Annotated in this window: 31 protein-coding genes; 14 read left to right on the plus strand and 17 right to left on the minus strand. The window is 53.4% G+C overall.

What is annotated here, in order from left to right; genetic code table 11:
- Positions 1-3: 3 nt before the first annotated feature.
- Positions 4-558, plus strand: coding sequence for a molecular chaperone (locus HBM95_08570; GenBank protein ID NIH42978.1), 555 nt, complete (start codon positions 4-6; stop codon positions 556-558).
- A gap of 96 nt (positions 559-654) precedes the next feature.
- Entirely contained in the window at positions 655-1137 is a 483-nt protein-coding gene (locus tag HBM95_08575; GenBank protein NIH42979.1) for a DUF1097 domain-containing protein, read from the plus strand.
- A gap of 43 nt (positions 1138-1180) precedes the next feature.
- Here the strand turns inward: HBM95_08575 and csgG are convergent, their stop codons facing one another.
- Genes csgG through csgD form a run of 4 tightly spaced genes read right to left on the minus strand, consistent with a single transcriptional unit; the run spans position 1181 to position 3522 of the window.
- The gene (gene csgG / locus HBM95_08580; GenBank protein NIH42980.1) at positions 1181-2014 is read right to left on the minus strand and encodes a curli production assembly/transport protein CsgG; all 834 of its coding nucleotides are present in this window, start codon (positions 2012-2014) and stop codon (positions 1181-1183) included.
- A gap of 26 nt (positions 2015-2040) precedes the next feature.
- Positions 2041-2454 (minus strand): curli production assembly/transport protein CsgF, encoded by a 414-nt coding sequence (gene csgF, locus HBM95_08585; GenBank protein ID NIH42981.1) that lies wholly within the window; start codon positions 2452-2454, stop codon positions 2041-2043.
- A gap of 23 nt (positions 2455-2477) precedes the next feature.
- Positions 2478-2867, minus strand: coding sequence for a curli production assembly/transport protein CsgE (csgE, locus tag HBM95_08590; protein ID NIH42982.1), 390 nt, complete (start codon positions 2865-2867; stop codon positions 2478-2480).
- A 4-nt stretch (positions 2868-2871) separates the two neighbouring features.
- Positions 2872-3522: a transcriptional regulator CsgD gene (csgD, locus tag HBM95_08595; protein ID NIH42983.1), complete on the minus strand. Its 651-nt coding sequence runs from the start codon at positions 3520-3522 to the stop codon at positions 2872-2874.
- 435 nt (positions 3523-3957) lie between these two features.
- Between csgD and HBM95_08600 the strand changes: the two genes are divergently transcribed.
- The 6 genes from HBM95_08600 to ymdB all read left to right on the plus strand — a co-directional run bounded on the left by HBM95_08600 (position 3958) and on the right by ymdB (position 6744).
- Positions 3958-4131, plus strand: a complete 174-nt coding sequence (locus HBM95_08600) for a hypothetical protein (GenBank protein ID NIH42984.1) — start codon at positions 3958-3960, stop codon at positions 4129-4131.
- Between the two features lie 147 nt (positions 4132-4278).
- Positions 4279-4734: a curlin minor subunit CsgB gene (gene csgB, locus HBM95_08605; protein ID NIH42985.1), complete on the plus strand. Its 456-nt coding sequence runs from the start codon at positions 4279-4281 to the stop codon at positions 4732-4734.
- 41 nt (positions 4735-4775) lie between these two features.
- The gene (csgA, locus tag HBM95_08610) at positions 4776-5234 is read left to right on the plus strand and encodes a curlin major subunit CsgA (protein ID NIH42986.1); all 459 of its coding nucleotides are present in this window, start codon (positions 4776-4778) and stop codon (positions 5232-5234) included.
- 61 nt (positions 5235-5295) lie between these two features.
- On the plus strand, positions 5296-5628 hold the full coding sequence (gene csgC / locus HBM95_08615) for a curli assembly protein CsgC (GenBank protein NIH42987.1): 333 nt from the start codon (positions 5296-5298) through the stop codon (positions 5626-5628).
- Positions 5629-5778: 150 nt separating this feature from the next.
- Positions 5779-6099: a type 1 fimbrial protein gene (locus HBM95_08620; GenBank protein NIH42988.1), complete on the plus strand. Its 321-nt coding sequence runs from the start codon at positions 5779-5781 to the stop codon at positions 6097-6099.
- A 102-nt stretch (positions 6100-6201) separates the two neighbouring features.
- Complete coding sequence (gene ymdB, locus HBM95_08625) at positions 6202-6744, plus strand: O-acetyl-ADP-ribose deacetylase (GenBank protein NIH42989.1); 543 nt, start codon at positions 6202-6204, stop codon at positions 6742-6744.
- Between the two features lie 33 nt (positions 6745-6777).
- On the opposite strand, the gene mdoC is transcribed toward ymdB, so the two are convergent.
- Entirely contained in the window at positions 6778-7917 is a 1140-nt protein-coding gene (gene mdoC, locus HBM95_08630; protein ID NIH42990.1) for a glucans biosynthesis protein MdoC, read from the minus strand.
- A gap of 254 nt (positions 7918-8171) precedes the next feature.
- On the opposite strand from mdoC, the gene mdoG reads away from it, so the two are divergent.
- From mdoG to HBM95_08645, 3 genes are all read left to right on the plus strand, one after another.
- Positions 8172-9725 carry a glucans biosynthesis protein MdoG gene (gene mdoG, locus HBM95_08635; protein NIH42991.1) on the plus strand — a complete coding sequence of 518 codons (1554 nt, stop codon included), beginning with the start codon at positions 8172-8174 and terminating at the stop codon, positions 9723-9725.
- Positions 9718-12246 (plus strand): glucans biosynthesis glucosyltransferase MdoH, encoded by a 2529-nt coding sequence (mdoH, locus tag HBM95_08640; protein ID NIH42992.1) that lies wholly within the window; start codon positions 9718-9720, stop codon positions 12244-12246. Before mdoG ends, mdoH begins: the two co-directional genes overlap by 8 nt.
- Positions 12247-12330: 84 nt before the next feature.
- Positions 12331-12558 (plus strand): YceK/YidQ family lipoprotein, encoded by a 228-nt coding sequence (locus HBM95_08645; GenBank protein ID NIH42993.1) that lies wholly within the window; start codon positions 12331-12333, stop codon positions 12556-12558.
- Positions 12559-12564: 6 nt separating this feature from the next.
- Here the strand turns inward: HBM95_08645 and HBM95_08650 are convergent, their stop codons facing one another.
- From HBM95_08650 to HBM95_08660, 3 genes are all read right to left on the minus strand, one after another.
- On the minus strand, positions 12565-12939 hold the full coding sequence (locus HBM95_08650) for a secY/secA suppressor protein (protein ID NIH42994.1): 375 nt from the start codon (positions 12937-12939) through the stop codon (positions 12565-12567).
- Between the two features lie 97 nt (positions 12940-13036).
- On the minus strand, positions 13037-14254 hold the full coding sequence (gene mdtG, locus HBM95_08655; GenBank protein NIH42995.1) for a multidrug efflux MFS transporter MdtG: 1218 nt from the start codon (positions 14252-14254) through the stop codon (positions 13037-13039).
- Positions 14255-14395: 141 nt separating this feature from the next.
- Positions 14396-15322 (minus strand): LpxL/LpxP family Kdo(2)-lipid IV(A) lauroyl/palmitoleoyl acyltransferasee, encoded by a 927-nt coding sequence (locus HBM95_08660; GenBank protein NIH42996.1) that lies wholly within the window; start codon positions 15320-15322, stop codon positions 14396-14398.
- Positions 15323-15544: 222 nt separating this feature from the next.
- Between HBM95_08660 and HBM95_08665 the strand changes: the two genes are divergently transcribed.
- Positions 15545-16594, plus strand: coding sequence for a rhodanese-related sulfurtransferase (locus HBM95_08665; GenBank protein NIH42997.1), 1050 nt, complete (start codon positions 15545-15547; stop codon positions 16592-16594).
- A 41-nt stretch (positions 16595-16635) separates the two neighbouring features.
- Here HBM95_08665 and HBM95_08670 read toward each other — a convergent pair whose 3' ends face one another.
- The 9 genes from HBM95_08670 to mdtH all read right to left on the minus strand — a co-directional run bounded on the left by HBM95_08670 (position 16636) and on the right by mdtH (position 23323).
- A complete protein-coding gene (locus HBM95_08670; protein NIH42998.1) occupies positions 16636-17214 on the minus strand; it encodes a YceI family protein in 579 nt (192 codons plus the stop codon).
- 1 nt (position 17215) lies between these two features.
- Positions 17216-17782, minus strand: coding sequence for a cytochrome b (locus tag HBM95_08675; protein ID NIH42999.1), 567 nt, complete (start codon positions 17780-17782; stop codon positions 17216-17218).
- A 218-nt stretch (positions 17783-18000) separates the two neighbouring features.
- The gene (locus tag HBM95_08680; protein ID NIH43000.1) at positions 18001-18114 is read right to left on the minus strand and encodes a DUF2770 family protein; all 114 of its coding nucleotides are present in this window, start codon (positions 18112-18114) and stop codon (positions 18001-18003) included.
- A gap of 60 nt (positions 18115-18174) precedes the next feature.
- Complete coding sequence (gene solA, locus HBM95_08685; protein NIH43001.1) at positions 18175-19293, minus strand: N-methyl-L-tryptophan oxidase; 1119 nt, start codon at positions 19291-19293, stop codon at positions 18175-18177.
- Between the two features lie 116 nt (positions 19294-19409).
- Positions 19410-19664 (minus strand): biofilm formation regulator BssS, encoded by a 255-nt coding sequence (gene bssS / locus HBM95_08690; protein NIH43002.1) that lies wholly within the window; start codon positions 19662-19664, stop codon positions 19410-19412.
- Positions 19665-19937: 273 nt separating this feature from the next.
- On the minus strand, positions 19938-20183 hold the full coding sequence (gene dinI, locus HBM95_08695; protein ID NIH43003.1) for a DNA damage-inducible protein I: 246 nt from the start codon (positions 20181-20183) through the stop codon (positions 19938-19940).
- A gap of 74 nt (positions 20184-20257) precedes the next feature.
- Entirely contained in the window at positions 20258-21304 is a 1047-nt protein-coding gene (gene pyrC / locus HBM95_08700; protein ID NIH43004.1) for a dihydroorotase, read from the minus strand.
- A 125-nt stretch (positions 21305-21429) separates the two neighbouring features.
- On the minus strand, positions 21430-21990 hold the full coding sequence (locus tag HBM95_08705; GenBank protein ID NIH43005.1) for a lipoprotein: 561 nt from the start codon (positions 21988-21990) through the stop codon (positions 21430-21432).
- Positions 21991-22114: 124 nt separating this feature from the next.
- The gene (gene mdtH, locus HBM95_08710) at positions 22115-23323 is read right to left on the minus strand and encodes a multidrug efflux MFS transporter MdtH (GenBank protein NIH43006.1); all 1209 of its coding nucleotides are present in this window, start codon (positions 23321-23323) and stop codon (positions 22115-22117) included.
- 236 nt (positions 23324-23559) lie between these two features.
- Here mdtH and rimJ point away from each other — a divergent pair, with 236 nt between their 5' ends.
- Positions 23560-24144: a ribosomal protein S5-alanine N-acetyltransferase gene (gene rimJ / locus HBM95_08715; GenBank protein ID NIH43007.1), complete on the plus strand. Its 585-nt coding sequence runs from the start codon at positions 23560-23562 to the stop codon at positions 24142-24144.
- Positions 24145-24153: 9 nt separating this feature from the next.
- On the plus strand, positions 24154-24801 hold the full coding sequence (locus HBM95_08720) for a DUF480 domain-containing protein (protein ID NIH43008.1): 648 nt from the start codon (positions 24154-24156) through the stop codon (positions 24799-24801).
- The last annotated feature ends 2 nt before the right edge of the window (positions 24802-24803 follow it).

The following is a 24803-nucleotide window of genomic DNA, read 5'->3' on the forward strand; positions in this document are numbered from 1 at the left end:
ATAATGAATGAATTCTCCATCCTTTGCCGCGTGCTGGGCTCCCTCTATTATCGCCAGCCGCAGGATCCGCTGCTGGTTCCGCTGTTTACGCTGATTCGCGAAGGTAAGCTGGCGCAGAACTGGCCGCTGGAACAGGATGAGTTACTGGAACGCCTGCAGAAAAGCTGCGATATGCAGCAGATCTCAACGGACTACAACGCGCTGTTCGTAGGCGAAGAGTGCCGCGTGTCGCCGTATCGTTCTGCCTGGCAGGAAGGGGCGACCGAAGCGGAAGTGCGGGCATTTCTCTCCGAACGCGGGATGCCGCTGAGCGATACGCCAGCCGATCATATCGGTACGCTGCTGCTGGCAGCCTCCTGGATCGAAGACAACGCAGGCGACGATGAAAATGAAGCCATCGGGATCCTCTTCGAGACGTATCTGCTGCCGTGGGTCGGAACCTTTCTGGGTAAAGTGGAGGCCCATGCCACCTCTCCGTTCTGGAGAACGCTGGCCCCGCTGACGCGTGACGCCATCGCAGCAATGTGGGACGAGCTGGAAGAAGAAGCTGAAGAGTGATTTTCATCACAAAAATTCTGCAACGATACATTTCCGCATGCACGTACTGTGCTTTCGATCTCATTTCTATGGCGCGCATCTGCTAAGATGCGCGCCATGAACATATTACTTTGTATTGCGATCACGACAGGCATTCTCTCCGGTGTTTGGGGATGGGTAGCGGTGTCTCTCGGTTTATTAAGCTGGGCTGGCTTCCTGGGCTGCACGGCCTATTTCGCCTGTCCTCAGGGCGGGCTGAAAGGGCTCTTTATCTCAGGCTGCACGCTGATGAGCGGCGTGATCTGGGCGCTGGTCATCATGAAGGGCAGCGCGCTGGCGCCGCATCTGGAGATGCTGGGGTACGTCATGACGGGGGTTGTCGCCTTCCTGATGTGCATCCAGGCGAAGCATCTGCTGCTGTCGTTCGTGCCGGGCACCTTTATGGGGGCCTGCGCGACCTTCGCCGGGCAGGGGGACTGGAAGCTGGTGGTTCCTTCCCTGGCGCTGGGACTGCTGTTTGGCTACGCCATGAAGAACAGCGGCCTTTGGCTGGCGGCGCGACGGGAAAAAACGCAAAACATCACCGCGGTGAGTGAATAAAAAAAGGCGAGATAATCATCTCGCCTTTTTTATGCGCTGCCTGTCAGGATTCCGGAGGCACCGACATATCACGGTATTTCACCAGGATCGGGTTCTGCACGTCCGCTTTGTTTTGCAGATCCCACAGCCCGCGATCGATACCATCGTTAATTAAGAAGATCACGCCGGTTTCAATGGCTGACATCAGACACATCATGACCGGTTCGTTAGAGGTGTAGCCAATTTCACCCTCCAGCAGACGCTGGTAGTCGATGAAGCGGAATACCCCAGCCTGAACTTCATAAGACAGTATCGTTTTGCTGGTGTTGACCGAGGAGAGCACTTCACCGGTACTGACGTTAACGACGCGCAGGTTAACCGCAATTTGGTCGAGCTGGTACTGGGTATCCGCGCCGATACCGAAGTAGCGCGCCCCAACGCCGCCCGATTTTACGTTACTCTCGTAACCGATAATCGAACCCTCAATCATCACGTTTGCGGCGGCCAGCGACTGCAGAGGCATCCGGTTATTGTCCGCGACGGTGCCATTCTCCTGCGCGGCGCGAATGATTTTGCGTTCATTTAACAGGTTCTGAAGCCCCTGGCGTTCCAGCGGTATAAACCAGTGCGAATCCTTCAGTGCGGTCACCAGCATGGCGGTGGCGCTTTGCGGCACCGCGGTGGAGAAGTTACTTGCCGGGTAAGGCTTAAATTGCCCGGTTTCATCCTGAATGTTGTATACCGAGACAAATATCTTGCCCGTAGGTGAAGGCAAATGGGTTAAATCACGATAACTCTGGGCCCGGGGCATTAATGTTGGTTTTGCAGCTTCTTTAGGTGGAGCAGTTAAACAACCGCTCAATAAGCACACTGCAACAAATATCAGGAAGCGCTGCATGATCGTTGTCCTTATTTAGCTATTGTTTAAAAGTCAGTTGAATTATTTTGCAGGCCGGAAACCTCTATGGTGGAGGTTTTTCCGGTTTTACGATCGGTCACATTCAACTGGAGCTGTCCGTCCCTGTTGGCGATGTCGACAATAAAGTCGTTGGTCATCATTCGGCCGGGTTTGCCGGTATTAATGTTGGTCAGCAATCCCCCTAAAATCTGCGACTGGATAGCCTGGGTGAAGTTATCCAGTGCGGAAGGGGTATCAACGGTAAAATCCTGATAGCTCGGATCTTTATAAGAGTTTTGTGCCTGGGCTTGATTCAGCAGAAAGGCACCGTTGTTGGGGTTGCCGCCAAAGTTAGGGTTACGGAACTGGAAGGTCATATTTCCGGCCCAGCTAAGGGGAGCAATAAGCATGATCGAAACAACTGCATATGCAATACGCATGACAGCCTCCGCATATCGGTTCGCTAGAACTCATCTTTTGCTAAATCGCTGGTGCTTAATAGGGCTTTATCTATTTGCAGGCGATTAATAGCGTCTTCAGTTTGAGCCAGTGCTAAGGCTACGTTTTTATCGAAGTCTGTTTTCGAGGGGAATAAAAACGTTTGATAAATAACGTCCTGATTGGCCGTTATGGTTATCCAGCTTCCCCAACGTGCACTGGGCCGCTCGTTGATTGTTAAATTACCCGTGTAGGGACTGTCCCATTTATCGCTGAAGGCCCGGTAAAAGCTGTGCCCGATCGATGAGACCGTGTGGTCAGTTAACAATCCGGGAACTTCGACCTCAACGGCCTGTAGGTTCCCAGCAGCGAGCAGGAGACTCGCTGCGGCGATCCAACTCAACGTGCGCTTCATGTCATTAACGCCTGAGGTTATCGTTTGCCCATGAAACAGCCTGAGTTCGGTTTTTAACAGCTATCTTCTTGAAAAGATTATAAAGGTGCGTCTTCACCGTATTTTCGCTGATAAATAACGAACGGGCGATTTCAATATTTGAAGCACCAATGCGTAATTTGTTCAGGATCTCTTTCTCACGGTGGGTGAGTAGCGCTGATTCCGAACTGTTATAGCGGTAATTTCCGGAGTGCGTGATGAGGTAGCTGGCCAGCTTTTGCGAGAAATAGCATTCGCCGCGCAATATGCCTTGCAGACCATCTACCACCCGAACCTCTTCTTCAGTGACGTAGAACACGCCATTGATATGCGGCCAGCTTTCAATATCTCTGAAAGGATATTCATCAGGCGTATTCAATAATAACACGCGGATATTATTGTTTTTCCTGCTTAAGTTATCTTGCCAGTAATGGATAAGCTTTTTATCGGCCTCCATCATATCAAACAGAATGATGCTGCCAGGCGCAATATCATCAAAAGAACGTTGAATATTATGCAATTTCCCGTTCAGTGATAAAGATTGCTTTAAATGTTGTAATAAAGCTGTCGCTTGCAGAGAAGGTTTTGTGATCAACAGTAATGTATGACCATGTAAACTATGGACTTCATTATACATGATGAAACCCCACTTATTTTTGGCACCTGACAGCCGCCCTCTCTGTAAACAAGAGGGCACCAGAAGTACTGACAGATGTTGCACTGCTGTGTGTAGAAACAGAACATAACCTCCACAGGGAGGTAAATATAAAACCAATTTCGTACATCTAATTTCAATCTAGCTTTTACGAGTTTTAAAGCAAGTGTTAATCATGTAACAAGATGTAAAAATCAATATTAATTTGTGTAAATTGCAGATTTTTAATGTTGTTATTTGATATGAAAGTTGTACATGTAAATAGTTGTGCATAGATTTTAAAAATCATACAAATATTATCAATCAATTGATATTTAAAAGTATTTATTATTTTATTTGGTATGTGTCAAGGTATGAGTAACTGATACTTTCTAAGTCATACCGTTCTGGTTTTTCTGGCTTAAGAAAACTCGCCTTGTGTCACGCACTAAAGAAAATGTCATCCTGGCGTTACGCTTAAACAACGCGGGAAGGGGCATGGGCGGCTTTCTCGCCGTTGTACAGCATGCCACGCATAAATATTTCATAAAAAATAAAACCGGCCTGAGTAATGCCTTTTATGGTGCAAGTTACAACTTTGTGGTGAGCTGAAAAATAAAAATAAGCCGCGCGGGTGAGATATTTAAAATGTTTCAGCGGACATACTCTTCACCGTAACGACGCGTTAACAAAAAAACGAGTCGTTTAATACGAAATACGATCAAGGTGTTTTCAGGTAGCCGGGTCCAGGGTGACAACATGAAAAACACAGCGTTATTTTTGATGTTTACATTACTGGGTGCGCCTGGATTTGTAACCGCATCGAATTCAGATTTGGCAAACGCTGAATATAATTTTGCGGTTAATGAATTAAGTCATTCATCATTAAATCAGGCAGCCATTATTGGTCAACAGGGCGTGTTTAATGACGCTCAGCTTCGCCAGGAAGGATCGAAACTCTTGTCCGTCATTTCCCAGGATGGGGCAGGCAACAGAGCGAGAGTTGATCAATCAGGGACTTATAATATTGCCTGGATCGATCAGAGCGGTAACGGGAACGATGCAGGCATTACGCAGGATGGATATGGTAATAGTGCGAAAATTATCCAGAAAGGGTCGGGTAATAGAGCAAATATTACGCAGTACGGTACGCAGAAAACCGCAGTTGTAGTGCAGAAACAGTCGCAGATGGCAATTCGCGTTATTCAGCGCTAGTTATTTCGCGACGACGTTAATCAATCCGATGGGGGTTTACCATGAAATTTATCAAAGTGGCAGCACTTGCAGCAATCGTAGTTTCTGGTAGTGCTATGGCTGGTATGATTAATCAGGGCGGATGGGGTCATGGACACGGTCATGGTCAGGGCGGATACAGTGGTCCAAATTCAACTCTGAATATTTACCAGAACGGTGGCGGTAACTCAGCGCTGGCCCTGCAGACGGATGCCAGAAATTCCGTTCTGAATATTAGCCAGACCGGTGGTGGTAACGGGGCTGATGTCGGTCAGGGTTCTGACGACAGTAAAATCAACCTGACCCAGAACGGTTTCGGCAACAGTGCGACACTCGATCAGTGGAACAGCAAAAAATCCGTTATGAATGTTAGCCAGTACGGCGGCCTTAACGGTGCGCTCGTAGACCAGACGGCGTCTAACTCCACTGTCAACGTGACCCAGATTGGGTTTGGTAACCACGCGACAGCGCATCAGTACTGATACTGAAATCTGGACTACAAAAAAACAGGGCTGATGCCCTGTTTTTTTTCGGGAGTTCCTCATGAATACCTTCATTCTCCTTGCCGCGCTTTCCGGGCAGATCGCTTTTAAAACGTCACAGCAGGGAAATATGACAACCATTATTCCGCAGGTCATTTTGTCGGAACCGTGTGATTGTCAGGTTCAGATCCTCTCACTGAAAGAAGGGCAGAGTGGGCAAAGTGCTTCACGGCAGCAAAATACCCTTTTTATCCCCGCTAATCAGGCGATTGATTTAACGCGGTTGAGTTTAACTATTTTTGCGGGAGACACGGTAAAAATCGTAGTCACCGTCACGGATGGAAAAGCGCTTCATTTATCACAGCAGTGGTCGCCAGCCGGGGGTACGCTGTAAATATTCATGAAATCAATGTATTGCGAATATTTGCCGTTGAACTAAGCTGTTATCAGGAACTGCGTTGTTTGGTTCCGTAACGTCAGCCTTCGTTTGCATAATGAAGCGCGTTTGCCCCTCATGGACGATTTTCATTGAGGAGTACATATCGTGACCCACTATTTTGCTCATCTTATTTCAGGTCTGGGCCTGCTCGTTTCTGCTTTTATCGCTCCAGCTTATTCAGCCACTATTGCAGAAGGTGGTGTTATTCACTTTCGCGGTGCAATCGTTGCTGACCCTTGTGAAGTCACACCGCAACAGCGGCAGCTTGCGCTGTCATGCCCGGAAAAAAACCGTATGCAAACGCGTACGATCAGCTATGACGATGCGCTGAACGGCAAGTCGACGGCTTCCAGCCTGGCGACAGTGAATATGACGTACCTGAATCCTGAAAAAACGCTCGCGGTTGTTCAGATCCAGTACCGTTAGTACCCGTGCGCGCCCGCTGGTGGGCGCGGTTTTAGGCCTGTCGTTTTCTCAATAACCCCTCTGCGATACACTTATAAAAAAGGCGGGCAGCAGAGGGGCTTTATGAAACCGCAAATTGAAGTTATTCATGGCGATATTACGACCGTCCATGTCGACGTCATCGTCAATGCGGCCAATCCTTCCCTGATGGGGGGAGGAGGAGTAGACGGCGCTATTCATCGGGCTGCCGGACCGCAGTTACTGGAAGCCTGTAAAATCGTGCGTCAGCAACAGGGTGAATGCCCTCCGGGACATGCGGTGATTACGCTTGCGGGCAACCTTCCCGCCAACGCGGTGATTCATGCTGTCGGGCCCGTGTGGCATGGCGGCGATCGGAATGAAGCGAGTCTTCTGGAAGAGGCATACCGGAACTGTCTACGGCTTGCCGCCGACAACGGCTTCAAAACGATGGCGTTTCCGGCCATCAGCACCGGCGTGTATGGTTATCCAAAGGCGGCTGCGGCGGCCATCGCCGTAGATACCGTCTACCGTTATCTTTCACTCAAGCCGCTGCCAGAGAAGGTGATTTTTGTCTGCTTCGATGAAGACACCACGCATCTGTATCAGCGTCTTTTGACTCAGCGCAGGCAAGAGCTGGAAAGCTGAAGCAAGGGCGGCGCACTCCGTGCGCCGCGCTGCTCAGGCGGCTTTCGGCTGTGGTTTTCCTGAAAACAGGAAGCGCAGGAGAGGGATCCGCAGATGGATCTCATAGAGTACGACGGCAATCCCCACCACAAACACCAGCCCGGTAAAGAAGCCCAGCGTGTTGGATGCGATATGCGGCGTGATGTATGCCCCGAAGAACAGCGTCAGAGGATGATGCACCAGATAGATAAACAGTGAAGCGTTGACGAAGTAGGTCACGCGGCTGGACTTGAAGTTCAGCAAACGGTGGCCGAGGGCGAACACCACATTCACCATCCACAGGCCCAACAGCATAGTGATCACGCTTTCTGTTTCATACATCCAGGCATCGCCGCTCCCGTATCGCTGGTTCAGCAGATAGGCCACGAAGGCGATGGCCGCACCTACCGCGCACCACGGTGACGGGGTAGTAAACAGCGCTTTAAGCTTCGGATGAATAAAGGCCAGCGCGCCGATTAAAAAGAACGGAATGTAGAACAGCGACTGCATCACCACAAAATTGAACAGGCCGTCGCTCAGTATCGGTGGATAGACGATAAACAGCGTGCGTCTCACCGCGGCATAAGCGATCCCCAGCAGTAAGAAGAGCACCGACAGTCTGCCCAGCGTGATGTTGGTGAAGAAAGAGTCGGCCGTCGTGCTGAGATGGCGGCGCAGGCGGCTGAAAATCACCAGACTGACCGTGGTCAGCACCACCAGAACCAGCAGGAACCAGAGGTGAGACACCAGTTCCCAGACCAGCGTGTTGTACTTTTCGTACAGCGAGAGATTCGGCCAGTTTTCCGCCTTGCCTTTAACGTACTGCAGCATAATGAACTGCGGCAACGTCAGCAGCGGGATGGCGGTTAACATGGGAATACCGACGCGCTCCACGCGCACTTTCCACCAGCGCTTAAGCGGGTAGCGTAAAAAAAGCATGTACGAAAAATAGCCGGATATGACAAAAAACACCTGCATGCGGAAAGCGTGAATAAAGTCATTAAACAGCGTCAGCCACCAGGAGGGCATCTGGCTATTAACATGCCACGTGTGGCTGGAGTAAATCAGTGAAATATGAAAGGGGATCCCCAATAGCATCAGCCATGCCCGGATCGAGTCGAGGAAATATTCCCGTTGTATCGGTGTTGTGCTCATATAACGTTGTGCATTCTCAGACTTTTCGCCTTATCCCTAAGACTCATAATGGTTACATTCGAAGCCAACCCTACACCAAGACCGACACACTGTCTCCAGGATAAGCACGCAAATTGAATAGCGGGTTCTTTCATTTGCTTAATCCATGAGCCAGCAGCTGAACAAAGCAGTGATTATGTTGTCGGATTGCCTGAGTTTCCATTAAAATGGATCGGATCGATATAAGCACACAAAGGGGGAAGTGCTTACTTATTATGAAACATAAACCACAGATGATGAAAATGCGTTGGTTGGGTGCTGCAGTGGTGTTATCACTGTATACCTCATCGGCACTGGCCTTTAACATCGACGATGTCGCAAAACAGGCAAAATCGATGGCAGGCAAGAGCTACGAAGCGCCGAAAAGTAACTTGCCCTCCGTTTTCCGCGACATGAAGTATGCGGACTATCAGCAGATCCAGTTCAACCACGATAAAGCGTACTGGAACAACATTAAAACCCCGTTCAAGCTTGAATTTTATCATCAGGGTATGTACTTCGACACGCCTGTTGCCATCAATGAAGTGACGGCAACCGCGGTACGCAAGATCAAGTACAGCCCGGATTACTTCAATTTTGGCAATGTGCAACACGACAAAGATACGGTGAAAGACCTGGGCTTCGCAGGCTTCAAAGTCCTTTACCCGATCAACAGCAAAGATAAAAACGACGAAATCGTCAGCATGCTTGGCGCCAGCTACTTCCGCGTGATTGGCGCGGGTCAGGTGTACGGGCTTTCTGCGCGCGGTCTGGCTATTGATACCGCGCTGCCATCAGGTGAAGAGTTCCCGCGTTTCCGTGAGTTCTGGATTGAACGTCCAAAACCAACGGACAAACGTCTGACTATTTATGCGCTGCTCGACTCTCCGCGTGCAACCGGTGCCTATCGCTTTGTGATTATGCCGGGTCGTGACACGGTCGTTGACGTGCAGTCTAAGGTTTACCTGCGTGACAAAGTGGGCAAACTGGGCGTTGCACCGCTGACCAGTATGTTCCTGTTTGGGCCGAACCAGCCGTCACCAGCCACCAACTTCCGCCCGGAACTGCATGACTCCAACGGTCTGTCTATTCATGCCGGCAACGGTGAGTGGATCTGGCGTCCGCTGAATAACCCGAAACATCTGGCGGTCAGCAGCTTTGCGATGGAAAACCCGCAGGGCTTTGGCCTGCTGCAACGTGGCCGTCAGTTCTCTCGCTTTGAAGATCTTGACGACCGCTATGACCTGCGTCCAAGCGCCTGGGTTACGCCGAAAGGCGACTGGGGTAAAGGCAAGGTAGAGCTGGTTGAAATTCCAACCAACGACGAAACCAACGACAACATCGTTGCATACTGGACGCCGGATCAACTGCCGGAAGCCGGTAAAGAGATGAACTTCAAGTACACCATTACCTTCAGCCGCGACGAAGATAAGCTGCATGCGCCGGATAACGCGTATGTTACGCAGACTCGCCGCTCTACGGGTGACGTGAAGCAGTCTAACCTTATCCGTCAGCCTGACGGTACGGTGGCGTTTGTCGTGGACTTCACCGGCCAGGATATGAAGAAACTGGCTCCGGATACTGCGGTGTCGGCCCAGGCCAGCATCGGTGACAACGGTGAAATCGTAGAGAACACCGTGCGTTACAACCCGGTAACCAAAGGCTGGCGTCTGACCCTGCGCGTGAAAGTGAAAGATCCGAAACAGACCACTGAAATGCGTGCTGCGCTGGTCAGTGAAGATCAGCCGCTGAGTGAAACCTGGAGCTACCAGCTACCTGCCAATGAATAATACATCTGAATATATTGATGCCATGCCGCTGACGGATATCGAAAAAGCGGCGCTGCCTAAGAGCGACATCCGCGCGGTTCATACCGCGCTGGATGGCGAACATCGTCAGTTTTCCCGTGATGATGATACGCCGCTGGGGTCAGTCAAGGCGCGTCTGGAGCAGGCCTGGCCGGACTCGCTGGCAGAAGGGCAGTTGATTAAAGACGACGAAGGACGCGATCAGCTTCAGGCCATGCCGAAGGCGACGCGTTCCTCAATGTTCCCCGATCCATGGCGCACCAACCCGGTTGGCCGCTTCTGGGATCGCCTGCGCGGGCGTGACGTCACGCCGCGCTATCTGTCGCGTCTGACGAAAGAAGAGCAGGCCTCAGAACAGAAATGGCGTACCGTGGGCACAATCCGCCGTTATATCCTGCTGCTTCTGACGCTGGCGCAGACGGTTGTCGCGACCTGGTACATGAAAACCATTCTGCCTTACCAGGGCTGGGCGTTTATCAACCCGACTGACATGATGGGCCAGGATCTCTGGGTCTCCTTCATGCAGCTGCTGCCGTACATTCTGCAAAGCGGCATTCTCCTGCTGTTCGCGGTTCTCTTCTGCTGGGTATCTGCCGGTTTCTGGACCGCGCTGATGGGCTTCCTGCAGCTGCTGATGGGACGGGACAAATACAGCATTTCGGCGTCAACGGTCGGGGATGAACCCCTCAATCCTGAGCACCGTACCGCGCTGATTATGCCTATCTGTAACGAAGACGTTGACCGCGTATTTGCGGGCCTGCGTGCGACCTGGGAGTCCGTAAAGGCGACCGGTAACGCGGAGCATTTCGACGTTTACATCCTGAGCGACAGCTACAACCCGGATATCTGCGTGGCAGAGCAAAAAGCCTGGATGGAGTTGATTGCGGAAGTGCAGGGCGAAGGGCAGATCTTCTATCGCCGCCGCCGCCGTCGCGTGAAGCGTAAAAGCGGCAACATCGATGACTTCTGCCGTCGCTGGGGTAACCAGTATAGCTACATGGTTGTGCTGGATGCTGACTCCGTCATGAGCGGTGACTGCCTGAGCGGTCTGGTGCGCCTGATGGAAGCCAACCCGAACGCGGGCATCATTCAGTCTTCGCCAAAAGCGTCCGGTATGGACACCCTGTACGCGCGCTGCCAGCAGTTCGCCACCCGTGTTTACGGGCCGCTGTTTACCGCCGGTCTGCACTTCTGGCAGCTGGGTGAATCGCACTACTGGGGCCACAACGCTATTATCCGCGTGAAGCCGTTCATTGAGCACTGTGCGCTGGCGCCGCTGCCGGGCGAGGGTTCGTTTGCCGGTTCGATTCTGTCGCATGACTTCGTGGAAGCGGCGCTGATGCGTCGTGCTGGCTGGGGCGTCTGGATTGCCTACGACCTGCCGGGATCGTACGAAGAGCTGCCGCCGAACCTGCTGGACGAGCTCAAGCGAGACCGCCGCTGGTGTCACGGTAACCTGATGAACTTCCGCCTGTTCCTCGTTAAAGGGATGCACCCGGTTCACCGTGCGGTGTTCCTGACGGGCGTGATGTCTTATCTCTCCGCACCGCTGTGGTTTATGTTCCTCGCGCTCTCCACTGCGCTGCAGGTCGTCCATGCCCTGACGGAGCCGCAATACTTCCTGCAACCGCGCCAGCTGTTCCCGGTGTGGCCGCAGTGGCGTCCTGAGCTGGCGATTGCGCTGTTTGCTTCCACCATGGTGCTGCTGTTCCTGCCTAAACTGCTCAGTATCATCCTGATCTGGTGCAAAGGCTCGAAAGAGTACGGCGGTTTCTTCCGCGTGACCCTTTCTCTGCTGCTGGAAGTGCTGTTCTCCGTGCTGCTGGCGCCGGTGCGTATGCTGTTCCACACCGTGTTTGTGGTCAGTGCGTTCCTGGGCTGGGAAGTGGTCTGGAACTCACCGCAGCGTGATGACGACTCCACGCCATGGAGTGAAGCCTTTATGCGCCACGGTTCTCAGCTGCTGCTGGGGCTGGTGTGGGCGGCCGGAATGGCCTGGCTGGATCTGCGCTTCCTGTTCTGGCTGGCACCGATTGTCTTCTCGCTGATCCTGTCGCCGTTTGTGTCTGTGATCTCCAGTCGGTCAACGGTGGGGCTGCGTACCAAGCGCTGGAAACTGTTCCTGATCCCGGAAGAGTATTCCCCGCCGCAGGTGCTGGTGGATACCGATACCTACCTGGAGCAGAACCGCAGCCGCACGCTGGATGATGGCTTTATGCACGCTGTGTTTAACCCGTCATTCAACGCCCTGGCGACGGCGATGGCCACTGCGCGCCACCGCGCAAGCCAGGTGCTGGAGATTGCCCGCGATCGTCACGTTGAGCAGGCGCTTAACGAGACCCCGGAAAAACTCAATCGCGACCGTCGTCTGGTGCTGCTGAGCGATCCGGTCACGATGGCAAGGCTTCACTATCGCGTATGGTCCGCTCCGGAGAAGTATTCTTCGTGGGTGAACTACTACAAAGAGCTGAAGCTGAACCCGCTGGCGCTGAAGGCCAAGTAAGTGGTTAAGCAGGGTGGGTAAGCATAGCGCCACCCTCCAGATAAAATACCGGCTGCGAGGCCGGTATTTTTTTAGAGGTTACTGATGAAAATAATCATCGTCGTTATGATGACATGCCTGCTAAGCGGCTGCGGCAGTATCATCAGCCGCACCATTCCAGGGCAGGGCCATGGCAACCAGTACTATCCGGGCGTGAAATGGGATGTACGCGATTCCGCATGGCGCTATCTGACGGTGCTCGATCTGCCGTTTTCGCTGATTTTCGACACGCTGTTGCTGCCGATTGATGCCAGCCACGGCCCGTACGAGTAGCGTAAATTAACGCTCGTCCCACTCATCGGCTGCGGTTTGACCTTCTTCCGTATCCAGCGGTGGCTCGAGCTGAAACTCGCCCTCATCCCACTCGTGCAGCGTATTCTCCTCCAGCCATTCCTGCCGAAGTTCGATTTCGTCATAGTCGCCATCAAAAACGGCCTGCGCACCTTCACCGCTCAGGACCGGCAAACATTCCCCTTCTTCGCCTTCATCGGCAAAGAATTCGGCCTGCCACATAATATCCCCATCCTGCAGAACGTATTTTTGGATATTAAGTTGTTGCACGTCAGCATCTTCTTCCTCAACACCGGGATTATCGGCAAGGAACTCTTCACGAGCGGCATCAATAGCTTCTTCCAGCGTGGCGTACATGGTCATTGGTGTCTCCCTGTTTTCCAGAAGGTTTCAGGGAAAGAATAGCTGAATATCAGATTCTGCAAGTATGAATGCGAAAATAAGCCGTCAGGCGTTCGTCTTATTCCATCACCGGCCGTAACGCGCGGGATAAACTGAACCACGAATAAATCGCGTTGAACAGCACCACGCCAGCCGTCACGATAAAGACGGCGCGAAAACCGAAGCTGGCGGAAATACCCGCGCCGAGAAGCGGCCCGGTGACGTTACCGATATCGCGAAATGACTGGTTATAGCTAAAGATTCGCCCGGCAATCTGGTTCGTGGAGTTGTAGACCAGCAGGGTCTGTACGGCGGGCAGCAACGCCCCGTCGGCGGCGCCCAGCAAAAAGCGAAGCACGCCCAGCTGCCACGGAGAGTGCACCATCGACATGGGGATGAGCAGCAGGACGGAGATAACCAGCGCACAAATCAGGATCTTCTCAGGACCCACGCGGTCCCCGAGCTTCCCCAGCCGCGGCGCACTAAGCAGCGCCGCCACGCCGGGCACGGAGGCAATTAGCCCGCTGATAAAGGCAATATTGCTAACATTACCCGCCAGGTCGCGAACGTACAGCGTCAGAATAGGGGCAATCGATCCGGTTGCTACCTGAATGATCATTGTCGTTACGAACAGGCTCAGCACCAGCCTGGGATTTTTAAGCGAGGTCAGCACGTCTCTGGCGTGAAGCAGCTCTTTTTTGGCGACGGGCGTAAATTTTTCACGGATGCAGAGCAGGGTGACAATAAAGCACAGAAACAAAACGCTCGCGGTGATGAAAAAAACCGGGCGCAGGCCGTAGTTATCCGCCAGTAACCCCCCCGCCAGCGGCCCCAGCAGGGCACCGCTCACGCCACCGGTTGAGAGCGTTCCAAGCGCCCAGCCGCTCTTATGGCGAGGCATTTGCGTGGCGATCAGGGCGTTTGCGTTGGGAATAAATCCGCCCAATAAGCCCAGCAATGCGCGCAATATCAGAAACTGCCAGACGTTCTGCGCCACGCCCATCAGCGCCATGATAATGGCCATCCCCAGTGCCGAACGCAGCAGCATGATTTTACGTCCCTTGCGGTCAGCAAGGCCGCCCCAGAAGGGCGAGGCGATGGCGGAAAAGAGAAACGTGATGCTGAATACCAGGCCAGACCACATGTTGAGCGCGCCGTGGCCCGTCACGCCCAGCTGCTCGACGTAGAGCGGCAGGAAAGGCATGACCAGGCTAAACGCCGCGCCGGTAAGAAAACAGCCAAGCCACGCAACCGTGAGGTTACGCTTCCAGTTTATGGGGGCATCTGAGGGTGACATAACAATCCGCATAGTGAGGTGCAGAGCACCTGAAGCATGAAGTAATAAGCCTGCTAATTATGCGCCTGGGTTATGATTGCCGCAATGAGGGGGAGCTTTTAAAGCTAAAACAGCATGCGGCCCTGGAGGCCGCATGAGAGATTAATAGCGGGACGGCGTGCCTTCTGGCCGCGTTTTAAAGCGGCGATGCAGCCACATGTACTGTTCTGGCGCCAGCATGATGCACTTCTCCACAACGCCGTTCATCCAGCGCGCGGTGGTTTCCGCATCTTCCAGCGGCGGCGCGAGTTCCGGCTCAAGCATCATCAGCTCGTAGCCTGAGCCATCCGGCATACGGCGGGGAACAAAGGGAACAATGGCGGCTTTGGACATCCGCGCCAGCATCCAGGTGCCGGTCGTGGTGGCGGCCTCGTCGACGGCGAAGAAGGGAACAAAGACGCTGGCCTGTGGGCCATAGTCGTGATCGGGAGCATACCAGACTACTTCACCGGACTTTAGCGCGCGGATCATGCCCTTCAGATCCTTACGGTCGATCATGCTTTTGTTGGAGCGCATGCGGCCGTTGGTCTGAATGAGATCGATAACCGGGTTGTCGTTAGGACGATAAACCCCGATGCCGGGCGCCTGCATGCCGAACATGCGCGCCCCGATTTCCAGCGTCAGGAAATGGACGCCGATCAGCAGCACGCCGGTCTGATTGGCCTGAAGAGTATGCACCGGCTCCATGCCGGTTCCGGTCACCTTGCTCCAGCGCGCCATGCGTTTGTCCGGCCAGAACCACGCCATGCCGGTTTCCATGAGCCCCATGCCGACGGATTCGAAATTCTTCGAGACCATATCATGACGTTCTGCCTCGCTCATCTGCGGAAAGCACAGCTCAAGGTTACGATACGCGATGCGGGCGCGGCGTTTCATAAAGATTTGCGCGAGTCGGCCTAATGATTTACCTAACCGGAAGATAACAGGGTAGGGAAGCTGTACCAGTAGCCATAAAAAGCCAATGCCAAGCCAGGTCATCCAATAGCGGGGGTGCAAAAGGGCGACGGTAAATTTTGGTAACTGGGTCATGTCTTTCCTGTGTTCAAACGTCCTGTTTCGCTATTGTCGCATTTTTTGAGACGTAGCCAAAATATCTGCCGCCGAAACCTGCGCGACGACGGCAATTGTTAAGCCTGATTCATCAGGGTGTGTGAAATGTAGCGTAAATTGTGTGGATGTAAATTGGTTTTGTTTGCTATATGATGCCGACCGATTTTTCATTCTCTCTGACGATTGCAGGACTTGTACACCATGCCAGTGTTACACAACCGCGTTTCGAATGAGATGTTAAAGGCGCGTATGTTGGCTGAAACCGAACCGCGCACAACCATCTCTTTCTACAAATATTTCACGATCGACGATCCGCAGGCGACCCGCGATGCGCTTTATCAGGCCTTCACGGCGCTGAACGTCTTCGGGCGCGTCTATCTTGCCCGCGAAGGCATTAACGCACAGATTAGCGTACCGGAAAGCAAGGTGAACGCATTCCGTGACGTACTTTACAGCTTCGATCCGGCCCTCGACGGCCTGCGCCTGAACATTGCCCTGGATGACGACGGGAAATCGTTCTGGGTGCTGCGCATGAAGGTGCGTGAACGCATCGTGGCGGACGGTATCGACGATCCTGAGTTTAATCCTGCGGATGTCGGTGAATATCTGAAGGCCGCGGAAGTGAATGCGATGCTGGACGATCCGGATGCGGTGTTCATTGATATGCGTAACCACTATGAGTACGAAGTGGGGCATTTTGAAAACGCGATGGAAATTCCGGCCGATACCTTTCGCGAGCAGCTGCCGAAAGCGGTGGAGATGATGCAGGAGCATAAGGATAAAAAAATCGTTATGTACTGCACCGGCGGTATCCGCTGCGAGAAGGCCAGCGCGTGGATGAAGCACAATGGGTTCAACAAGGTCTGGCACATTGAAGGCGGTATTATCGAGTACGCCCGCCGCGCCCGCGAGCAGGGCTTACCGGTACGCTTTATCGGTAAAAACTTCGTCTTTGACGAGCGCATGGGCGAGCGTATTTCAGAAGATGTGATTGCCCAGTGCCACCAGTGCGGCGCGCCGTGCGATACCCACACCAACTGCAAAAACGACGGTTGCCACCTGCTGTTTATCCAATGTCCGGCCTGTGCCGAGAAGTTTAACGGCTGCTGTAGCGAGCTGTGCAGCGAGGAGAGTATCCTGCCGGAAGAAGAGCAGCGTCGTCGTCGCGCAGGACGTGAAAACGGCAATAAGATTTTTAATAAATCACGCGGCCGTCTGAATACTAAACTGGGCATTCCTGACCCGGAATAATAATAACGCCCGGCACGGCGAGAGCCTGCCGGGCGAATCTATTACGACTTCTGCTGCACACCTTCAACGGAAATAACCAGCTCAACGTCCTGAGACGCCGGGCCTAAATCCGTTGTGATATTAAAATCTTTCAGGTGAATTTTACCCGCCGCTTCAAAACCTGCGCGTTTACCGCCCCACGGATCGTCACCCTGACCGATCAATTTTGCGTCCAGAGTGACGGGTTTGGTTACGCCATTCAGCGTCAGATTACCGGTAATAGCCAACTTATCACCCTCTTTCTTCACTTCCGTTGAGGTGAAGGTGGCCTGCGGGAATTTTGTGACGTTCAGGAACTCTGCGCTGCGCAGGTGTTTATCGCGCTCAGCATGGTTTGTGTCGACGCTGTTCGTATTAATGGTCACATTGACTTTATCTGCCGCAGGGTTTTTCTCGTCAAAAGTGAATGTGCCGTCGAAATCTTTAAAGGTACCGTACAGCCAGCTGTATCCCAGATGCTGAATGCGGAAATTGACGAAAGCGTGCTGGCCCTCTTTATCAATTTTATAGTCAGCCGCCACGGCAGAACCGGCGGTGAATAACAGAGAACCCAGGGCGATACCCAGCAGGTGTTTTTTCATTTTATGCTCCAGAGTCAACTGACGAGCGGCCAAGCATGCGCTTAAGCGTATCGTCTTTATCAATAAAATGGTGTTTAAGGGCGGCGAGCCCGTGCAGTACGGACAGGATCACCACGCTCCAGGCAAGCCAGAGGTGAACGACGCCCGCCGTGTCGGCCTGAGCCCCGGCATCGCTGAGCGTTGCCGGAACCTCGAACAGGCCAAAAACGCTAATCGGCTTACCGTCTGCCGTTGAAATGAGATAGCCGCTGATCAGAATGGCGAAGAGCAGTGCATACAGCGCAATATGCGCGGCGACAGCGCTAACGCGGGTTATTTTACTGTATGTCTTTAGTGGCGCGGGTGGTGGAGAAACATGTCGCCAGATTACGCGAAATACCAGCCCCAGCATCAGGAGGACGCCAATGCTTTTATGCAGCTCGGGTGCCTGATGATACCAGCCATCGTAATAGCTGAGCGTGACCATCCAGAGTCCAAGTCCGAACATACCATAGACGGCAATGGCAAATATCCAGTGCAAGCTTATGGATATTATTCCGTAGCGCCGGGAGGAGTTACGCAATTGCATCAGAATGTCCATTTTCAAATTAACCGAAAGATAAAAATGAACGGGAAGGCGCGATATTGCAACTAAAATAATTGACTATTGATTTTTATTTTATTTATTTCAGCGATTTTGAAAAGGAACCGCAAATTTAATTCAGTGGCTTCGTGCAAGACGTATTTAGCTGAAGAAAAAAGCTTAAATAAACATAAAGTAACGTCAGCTAATGTCAGTTATCGCTTTCAATAAAACACAATGTAAATAACATCGACGATAGCGAGCAGCGCCCACAATAAGATATAGAGCATAAAGTGCTCGCGAATGTTATTGACGAGAAAACCCACGATCCTGCGCATAACGCCCCACAGTTAAGTATGAAAAAAACGGGCCCCGGTACCGCCGGAGCCCGTGGCCGATTATTCGTTAAAACGCGAGAGTGAGAACGGCGTCAGATCAAACTGCGGCGTGATACCCTGGGCAAACTGCGCGGCGATTTCACCCAACACCGAAGCGAACTTAAAGCCATGGCCGCTCAGCCCGGTAATCAGCAGGGTGTTGTCATGGCCCGGCAGCGTATCAATGATAAAGTCTTCATCCGGGGTGTTGTCGTAGGTGCAGGCCGCGCCATAAAGCAGTCCACCGACGCCCGGGAGAATATTGCGCAGGAACGAGAAGGCTTCTGAGCCGTCCTGCGGGCTGGCGCCAAAGGGTTTGCGCTCCTCCGGTGAGGAGATGACCTGCCCGCCGTTGTGTTTACCAATCTTGAGGGCGTCCTTCTCGGAAGGGAAACCGTAGAACTGGTCGCCGTTGGGTAACTCGCCGGTAAACGCCGGGAATTTATTTTGCGCGCTGTAACGCCCGTCCGACTGGAACCAGGAGAAGACCTTGCGCACCGGCTGGATCGGCAGGTACGGGAGCAGGCGGGTAACCCAGGTTCCTGCGCTGATAAGCAGGCGGGAAGCCAAATATTCCCCGTCTACGGTTTTCACCGTAACGCCGTTTACATCATGCGTGATGGCCTCAACGGGGCAATTGAACAGCTGCGCGCAGCCTGCTTTGGCGGCAAGATCGATCCAGGTTTTGATCGCCGTTTCACTGTGTAGCACGCCGGAGTTGGCTTCAAAGAGTCCAATATAATCCTCCGGGACGGTAATTTCTGGCCAGCGTGCTGTGATAGCCGACGCATCCAGCTTCTCAACGTCAAGATTAAACGCCTTCGCGCTGCGTTCGACGTTGGCGAGAAATTCCGAACGAGCCGGACCAAGGTTGATGACCCCCGTCCGCTCGAAAACACGCTCTTCGGTCTGTTTTGCCAGCTCGTCCCACAGCGTCTGCGCGCGAAGCACCAGCGGAACGTAGCGCTCGCCCTCGCCATAGGCGTGGCGAATGAGGCGTGTGTCGCCATGATGGCTGCCTTCGCTGTGCGGCGGCAGGTGGGCGTCAATCATCAGGACGTTTAGCCCTGCCTGCGTTGCGTAATAACCGGCGGCCGATCCAACGGAGCCGCTACCAATAATGATTAAGTCGTATCTCATATGCATCTCGTAAACTTACGGTTTGTTAACAGAGTAATTAACAACGCGGGCGCAAACAAGCGGGAAATAAATAAGGCACCGCGAGGGTGCCTGTTGAGTGAAAAGTGGGCATACGGTTAGTGCCGTTTATACTCATTTTCCTGATAGTCGCCAGATTCTATTTTTGCAATGCCTGCCTCTAAAATAGAAATAAACTGACGGGCGACGTCTGTTGTTAGCCACAGCGTCTGTCCAACTTCCGCTTCGTCACGGTTGAGTTGATTTGGGGTCTGGTAGTGCAAACGCAGCATCAGCGCATCGTAGCTATCTACGGTACTGATATCCCAGCCTACAAGCGGATGGGTCTGGATGACTTCGTTATTCTTTTCCATTATAACCCCCTAAATGCGTGTTAGAAGACAACGGCTCTGAGGTTCAATGCATGTTTTTCTGAAAGCTTCTTCAGTATACCAAGTAATAAGGGTTCCAACGGGAAAAATAAACAGGTAGCAACACATTTTTCTGCTTTTTAGGATTGTTCGAACAATAAAACACCATGTCGTTCACGATTTTCTAAGAAGATGCTGAATTAATTTGAACGTCAGGAATGACAGGCAAAAAAAAGCCGGGGCGACCCGGCAAAAAAACACAATGAGGGAGCAGTGTTAATCGGTAATGAACCAGTCGTCTGCGCTTTCCCACGTTTCCTGCAGGATTTCGCTGATGCGATCTTTATCTTCTTTTGCGGCACCCATGACGGAAAGGTTGTTCGCTGCGGCGTAACGAACCGTTACGGCGCCCGCGTTATCGGGAAAAGTGTTGTTAATACGACGGGATAATTCGCCTGCCAGTGCATCAAGCGCGCCGGCAGGCAGAACGGTAGTTTTGGCTATGGTGACTTCAATACGCATAAATGCCCCCTGTGTAATATACTGTTTATTTATACAGGCATATTATCGGTTTGACAACAAGGGGCGTTGATTTTTTAGCGTTTTACCGTCCAGTTTACGGTTTCACCTGCCAGGAAGGGGATCAGCGCGTCATCCGTCAGCGCAATGGACTCCTCAACCTGGCTCGCTTTACGCTCGAGCTCAATGAAGGTCTCATTGACCGGCAGGCCGTAGAAGCGCGGGCCGTTGAGGGAGCAGAACGCTTCGAAATGCTCCAGCGCGTTCATCTCTTCAAATACGGTTGCGTAGCTGGCAAGGGCCGTTGGAGCGTTGAAACATCCCGCGCAGCCGCAGCTTGCCTCTTTGCGATGGCGGGCGTGAGGCGCGGAGTCTGTGCCAAGGAACGCACGCGTGAATCCGCTGGCGACCAGCTCGCGCAGCGCCTGCTGGTGAACGTTGCGCTTGAGGATCGGCAGGCAGTACAGGTGAGGGCGCACCCCGCCCACCAGCATATGGTTACGGTTAAACATCAGATGCTGTGGGGTGATGGTCGCGGCGATCAGCTCGTTGCCGTCGCGAACATACTCTGCCGCGTCTTTGGTGGTGATATGCTCAAAGACGACCTTAAGCGCCGGCAGACGCTGGCGCAGAGGCTCCATCACGGTCTCGATGAAACGGGCTTCACGGTCAAAGATGTCAATCTCCGCATGCGTTACTTCGCCGTGTACCAGCAGCGGCATGCCCAGCTTCTGCATACGCTCCAGAACCGGCATGATGGCATCAATGCTGGTGACGCCGTGGCTGGAGTTGGTGGTGGCGTTCGCCGGGTAGAGTTTCGCCGCCGTAAATACGCCTTCGTTAAATCCGCGTTCCACCTCGTTCGGGTCCAGCGAATCGGTCAGGTAGCAGGTCATCAACGGGGTGAAATCATGTCCTGCCGGAACGGCATCCAGGATGCGCTGGCGGTAGGCTATCGCGGCATCGACGGTGGTGACTGGCGGAACCAGGTTTGGCATGACAATCGCGCGGCCATAAATTTCACTGGTATAGGGCACGACGGTTTTCAGCATATCGCCATCACGCAGATGGATATGCCAGTCGTCAGGGCGGCGGATTTTAAGAACCTGGGGTTGTGCAGTCATGGAAGCTCCGGCTTGTCAGGAATCAGTCATAAGGATGGCTGTTTTTGCCGGACACAAATCATATGCGGAAACGTTTTCGTTTGCACACTTTTCCGTAAAAAAAAGGCGCCGCAGCGCCCTTCAGGTTAATCGGTGAAAGGAATGATGATCTCTCCCGGCTTCACCTCTATCCCTTTTGCGTATTTCTTCGCGAGGGCTTCACCCTTGCTTTTGTCTTCGCTTAAGACGTACGCAGGCTGCTGATTAAAGTAGTTACGCAGCGACTGGTTCAGATAGGGCATCAGGGTTTGCAGAACCGGTGCCATCTTGTCCGGCGAAACCTGCGCATCGACCACTTCCATCTCCTGCAGGAAAATCGCCCCTTTCTCTTTATTGAAAACGGGGAGCGCCTTCAGCTTGAGCTTGATGTTGGCTTTCTGATTGCCAAATAGAGACGTCATATCAAGCGCGGCATCGCCTGCCAGCGTGACTTTATTCGGCTCTTCACGACCAATCTGGCTGGTGAGATTGGTGAGAACGATGTGGGCATCGGCCAGCCCCGGCACGCCAATGTCTTTAGAGAAATTGTTATGTTTTTCCAGCGCCTGATTAATTTCCTGCTCACTGACTGTATATTGCGTAAGCTGGTTACAGCCCACCAGCAGACCGCTGACGATAAGTGCGGCGGCAATGACAATTTTCTTCATAGTGTTCCTCAACGAAAAATCGGCGCTACTGTCCTGTTTCGTCAGTATGTCAGTGTGAAATGGCAGAAACCAGCAGAAAATACTGAGAAGTGTGGCGGGAGCATTCTCCCGCCGGAGGGAAGGGCTACGCGCCGGGTTCGAGCATGCCGCTCGCGCTGCGCTTCTGGCTGAACTGCCACCACAGGGCGAGAAGCGTCATGACGCCCACCACGCCGAGCATCATCCAGGGGAGCTCCGGCTGGTTCAGCGCTTTGCCGGCATCGAACAGCCAGCCGCCGCCGGCGTAACCCAGCGCACCGCCAAAGGCCAGTCCCAGGCGGCTGAAGCCCATATAGCTGCCGCGCGCACGCGCATCCGCAAGCGAGGCGCTCAGCGTTTCCCGGGCGGGCTCGGCGATGATGGAGCCGATGTAGAAGGTGCATATCAGCATGAAAAGCTGCTGGAGCGTGTTTACCAGACCGATAGGCATCATGCTCAGCGTCATCAGAAACAGACCGGCCATCAGGCGATGCTCCAGGCGAAAACGCCGTTCACTCCAGCGGGCGATGGGGTAAAGCAGCGTCAGCGACAGGCAGGCTTCGATGGCGTACATCCATTTCACGGCGGCAGGCGTGCCCGCAATATCGTTCACCATGATTGGCAGCATCAGCATCACCTGTACGGCCAGCATGTAATAGCCGGTCAGGGTCAACACGTAGGTGACAAAACGCCTGTCGCGAAGCACCCTTCCGAGCCCCTCGCGTACCGGCGCTTTTACCGTAGACAGCTTCCAGGCCGGGAGATAGAGACCGTTAAACAGTGCGCACAGAATAAACAGCACCGCCCCGGCCGCGCAGACCAGACGGAAATCGTACTGCAGCAGCCAGCTGCCCAGCAGGGCGCCAACAACCGCCCCGGCGCTGTCCTGCATCATCAGAATGGAGAAGAAGCGGCCGCGGTGCTGCGGACGAATAAGCTTTACCACCAGCGCGGTACGCGGCGGGTCAAACAGGGTGCCCCCGATACCGGAGAGGAAGCAGGAGAACCACAGCAGCCAGGGCTCGTGGGCAACCGCCATCGTGGCAAAGCCTGCCGCGCGGAGCAGCATACCGGTAACGATCATCGGTTTAGCGCCAAAGCGGTCAGCGATCGCGCCGCCAAAGACGCCAAGACCCTGCTGGACAAACTGGCGTAGCCCCAGCGCAATGCCGACCATCAACGCCGCCCAGCCCATTTGATCGACAAAGCGGATCGAGATGAGGGGGAACACGACAAAAAAGCCGAGCACGACCAGCATGTTATCGACGAGCAGGAAATATTTACCCAGGCTCCTGGCCTGTGATACGCGGGACATTTTCCCTCCAGGGAAAATAAGAAGGTGAGCACGCTAACATTCTGCGGTGTCGCCGCGCTTTTTCCCACCCCTGCGCGCGACAATATTTTTTTATCAAAACGGTGCTTTGATAGAGAGTTCTCATCGAAAAATGTGAAAAGAGGTCAAAATGGTATGTCACTGTTTTCACAGACGGCACAGGCGCAGGTATAGTAAAGCTAATGGGTAAGCTGAAGCGACGGGAAGGAGTGGTATTGATGTTTGGCTATCGCAGTAATGTGCCAAAAGTGCGTCTGACAACGGACAGGCTGGTCGTTCGTCTTGTGCATGAGCGTGATGCCTGGCGTCTGGCGGATTATTACGCCGAGAATCGCCAGTTTTTAAAACCCTGGGAACCCGTTCGGGATGAGAGCCATTGTTACCCCTCCGGCTGGCAGGCGCGCCTCAGCATGATCGCTGAATTTCATAAGCAGGGCAGCGCGTTTTATTTCGCGCTGCTCGATCCGGAAGAGAAAGAGATTATCGGAATTGCCAATTTTTCAAACGTGGTGCGGGGTTCGTTCCACGCTTGCTACCTTGGCTACTCTATCGGCCAGAAATGGCAGGGGCAGGGGATGATGTACGAGGCGTTAACGGTGGCCATTCGCTATATGCAGCGCACGCAGCATATCCATCGCATTATGGCGAACTACATGCCGCATAATCAGCGCAGCGGCAATTTGCTGGCGCGTTTAGGGTTCGAGAAAGAGGGTTATGCCAAAGATTATCTGCTGATAGACGGAGAGTGGCGCGACCACGTTCTGACGGCGTTAACCACCCGAGACTGGACCGCAGGTCGTTAAGGAGAAAAGATGAAGTATCAGCTAAACGGTACGGAAGCGCGCGTGATTGGGTGCTTACTCGAAAAACAGGTCACCACGCCGGAGCAGTATCCGCTCTCAGTTAACGCCGTGACCATGGCCTGCAACCAGAAGACCAACCGCGAGCCGGTGATGAACCTCAGCGAGCATGACGTTCAGGACGTGCTGGACGCGCTGGTAAAGCGCCACTATTTGCGCACCGTCAGCGGCTTTGGCAACCGCGTGACCAAATACGAGCAGCGCTTCTGTAACTCTGAATTTGGCGACCTGAAGCTGAGCAGTGCGGAAGTGGCGATTATCACCACGCTGCTGCTGCGCGGGGCGCAGACGCCGGGGGAACTGCGAACGCGCGCTTCCCGCATGCATGAGTTCAGCGACATGCAGGAGGTCGAGCAGACGCTGGAAGGGCTGGCCGCGCGTGAGGATGGCCCCTTTGTGGTGCGTCTGGCGCGCGAGCCGGGCAAACGTGAAAGCCGCTATATGCACCTTTTCAGCGGTGACGTTGACGCCGCAAGCGTGGCGACGGAATCGGGCCCCGCAATCAGCGACGACCTTTCAGCACGCGTAGAGGCGCTGGAAGAAGAGGTAGCCGGGCTGAAGCAGCGGCTGGACGCGTTGCTCGCACATCTGGGAGACTGACG

Origin of the sequence: Enterobacter asburiae, from assembly GCA_011754535.1 — a bacterium.
Taxonomy (GTDB): domain Bacteria; phylum Pseudomonadota; class Gammaproteobacteria; order Enterobacterales; family Enterobacteriaceae; genus Enterobacter; species Enterobacter cloacae_N.